Origin of the sequence: uncultured Azohydromonas sp., from assembly GCF_937926365.1 — a bacterium.
Taxonomy (GTDB): Bacteria; Pseudomonadota; Gammaproteobacteria; order Burkholderiales; family Burkholderiaceae_C; genus Azohydromonas.
Genome location: NZ_CALAOH010000186.1, coordinates 1 through 2,747 on the forward strand (window position 1 = coordinate 1; position 2,747 = coordinate 2,747).

Genomic DNA, 2,747 nt, shown 5'->3' on the forward strand with positions numbered 1-2,747 from the left:
GCGCGCGTGAAGATGGAGCGCGACATCCTGGAAAAAGCGACGGCGTACTTCGCGAAGGCGCGGGGGTGAAGTACGCCTGGATCGAGCGTCACGGCCAACAGTGGCCGCTGTCGCTGACCTGCAAGGTGCTGCGCGTGAGCGTCAGCGGGTACTTGGAGCATCAGCGTCGGCGCGACGCGCGCAAGCCCAGCCGGCCGGGGTCGGGGCGGCTCAGCGACGAGGTGTTGCTGGTGCACATGCGCGCCATCCATGCCGAGGTCCGCCAGGAGTACGGCTGGCTGCGGATGTGGAAGGAACTGCTGGCGCGGGGTCACCGCGTAGGCAAGGAGCGCGTGCGCCGCCTCATGAGTCGGCACGGCATCAAGGCGCGTGGCAAGCGCAAGTTCGTCGTCACCACCGACAGCCGGCACAACCTGCCAGTGGCGCCGGACCTGCTGCAGCGCGACTTCAGCCCCGCAGCACCCAACCAGGTCTGGACCAGCGACATCACCTGCATTCCAACCGACGAAGGCTGGCTGTACCTGGCAGCCGTGTTGGACCTGCATAGCCGCCACGTGGTGGGCTGGAGCATGAAGCCACACATGCAGACCAGCCTCGTAACGGATGCGCTGCGCATGGCGTGGTTCCGGCGCCAGCCCGAGCCCGGGCTGATCTTCCACTCCGACAGAGGCAGCCAGTACTGCAGCCACGAGTTCCAACGGGTCCTGCAAAGCTATGGCATGCGCTCTTCCATGAGCCGCAAGGGAAATTGTTGGGACAACGCCCCGACGGAAAGCTTGTGGGGGCACCTCAAGGTTGGCAGACTGCACGGCCGCAAGTTCGCGACGCTGCGCCAGGCGATGGACGAGGTCGTTGCCTGGCTGACCTTCTACAACTACCGCCGTCTGCATTCCTCGCTGGGATACCTCAGCCCCATGTGTTGTCTCCCACTTTGATTTGCATTTCACCGCCCGGTTTTTCCCGCAGTGCGTCACCGGCCAGTGCGTGACCGCGGTGAGGCAATGCGGGAAGGCGCGTGAGGTTCACGCCAGGGTGGCCGACCTGCAGGTCGGCCACCCTGGCGTGGCGACACAGATGACGCTGGGGGACGTGTGTCGGAGCCATGCCGTGCTGCGCCGGTGAGTAGGCTCCCCCCGAGATGACGGCCGCAGCGGCGGCACGCGGTGCCGGGCGTCTACGCTGGGCGCCTGGTGATTGACCCCAGGAGGGGGCCCGCGGGGATGGCACTCCCCACGGGCCTGATGCCGGTGCAGCTTCGATTCGACACGGGGCTTGCCGGCGCCGACTACGTTAACCGAGAGCTCTGGCGTCGGGCAATCCTTCCACGCTGTCCGCTGCACCCACGCGGAGGCTGCGGTCTGGCCCGGCACGGCAGCTATGCGCGCAAGCGCCCGGCGGGCACCCGCATCGCGCGCTGGTACTGCCCGCAGGGCCACCGCACCTTCAGCCTGCTGCCTGACCACCTGGCAGCGCGCTTCCCCGGCACGCTGTCCGAGATCGAGCAGGTGGTGGCCGCGGCGGAAGACGCTTCCACCCTGGAGGCCTGTGCTCACCAATTGCGTCCCGACCCGATCGGGCTGCCCGGCGCGCTGCGTTGGGTGCGTCGGCGGTTGACGGTGGTGCGCACGCTGCTGCCGCTGGCCGTGACGCTGCTGCCGGCGCTGCTGCAGGGCTGCGCGGCAACGGTTACCGCCGTGCGCCGGCACCTGCAGGTGCCCAACGCCCTGGAGCGGCTGCGTGTGCTGCTGGCGCGCGAGCTGGCGGCGCTGGCCGCTCCGCTCGGATTGCGTCACCGCCACCACGGTGGCGGTGAAGGCCACGGCGGCCTCCAACAACACATGGGGCCTGACCCGCCGCCGGCGGCTGCCTAGGGTCGGGACTCTTCCATCAGGAGGAGTGCCTCATGACCGATCCTGCACATGCCCAGGCCGTGGCCCTGTTCCGCTACGGGCTCATCGCCGACCTGCTGCACATGCCCTTGGGCAGTCGTGGCCTGTATCCACGGCTGCGGGAGAAGGCCGCGCTCGACTACGTCATCCCGGGGAGCAACCGCACCCGGGTGGCGGCCGAGACCTTGCGCCACTGGCTCAAGGACTACCGGCGCGGCGGCTTCGACGCACTGTTCCCGAAGGATCGCAGCGACCGGGGGCGGTCGCGCGCGCTGTCGCAAGCCACGGCCGATGCGCTGCTGAGCCTCAAGGAGGAGCAGCCGCACCTGTCGATCGCGCAACTGATTGCCGCCCTGGGGCCGACGCCACCCGACCTGGTCAGCCCCGCGGCCTCGACGGTGCACCGGCTGCTGCAGCGCGCCGGGCTGATGGAGCACCCCGCCCAGGACCACGGTGGCGACCAGGACCGACGGCGCTTTGCCTTCTCGCACCCCGGCCAGCTGTGGATGAGTGACGTGATGCACGGCCCCAGCGTCACGCTGCCGGGGTCGCGCGTGCGGCGCAAGACTTACTTGATTGCGTTCCTCGACGACGCCACGCGCGTGGTGCCGTACTGCGCCTTCGCCCTGTCCGAGAATACGCAGGCGTTCTTGCCTGTCTTCAAGCAGGCGCTACTCAGGCGGGGCGTGCCGCAGCGCCTCTACGTGGACAACGGCGCCAACTACCGCTCGCAGCAGCTGGCTCTGGTGTGCGCCCGGCTGGGCGTGGCGCTGATCCATGCCCGCCCCTACCAGCCCGCAGGCAAGGACTATGTCTCACACTGCACCTCCTTCGCACGATCGGCATCCAACTTCCGTT

General features: G+C 68.8%; 2 protein-coding genes and 1 pseudogene. All 3 read left to right on the forward strand.

Annotated elements, in window-relative coordinates:
* A pseudogene (locus Q0741_RS20005) lies at positions 1–935 on the forward strand (IS3 family transposase); the annotation flags it as partial.
* 285 nt (positions 936–1,220) lie between these two features.
* On the forward strand, positions 1,221–1,871 hold the full coding sequence (locus Q0741_RS20010) for a hypothetical protein (RefSeq protein ID WP_298234951.1): 651 nt from the start codon (positions 1,221–1,223) through the stop codon (positions 1,869–1,871).
* A 32-nt stretch (positions 1,872–1,903) separates the two neighbouring features.
* A partial coding sequence (locus Q0741_RS20015) for a DDE-type integrase/transposase/recombinase (RefSeq protein ID WP_298234952.1) occupies positions 1,904–2,747 on the forward strand: 844 nt, incomplete at its 3' end.

What these genes read in the sequence shown, in the direction of transcription:
- Q0741_RS20010 (WP_298234951.1), top strand. Translation starts at nt 1,221, where the DNA reads ATGGCACTCCCCACGGGCCTGATGCCGGTGCAGCTTCGATTCGACACG.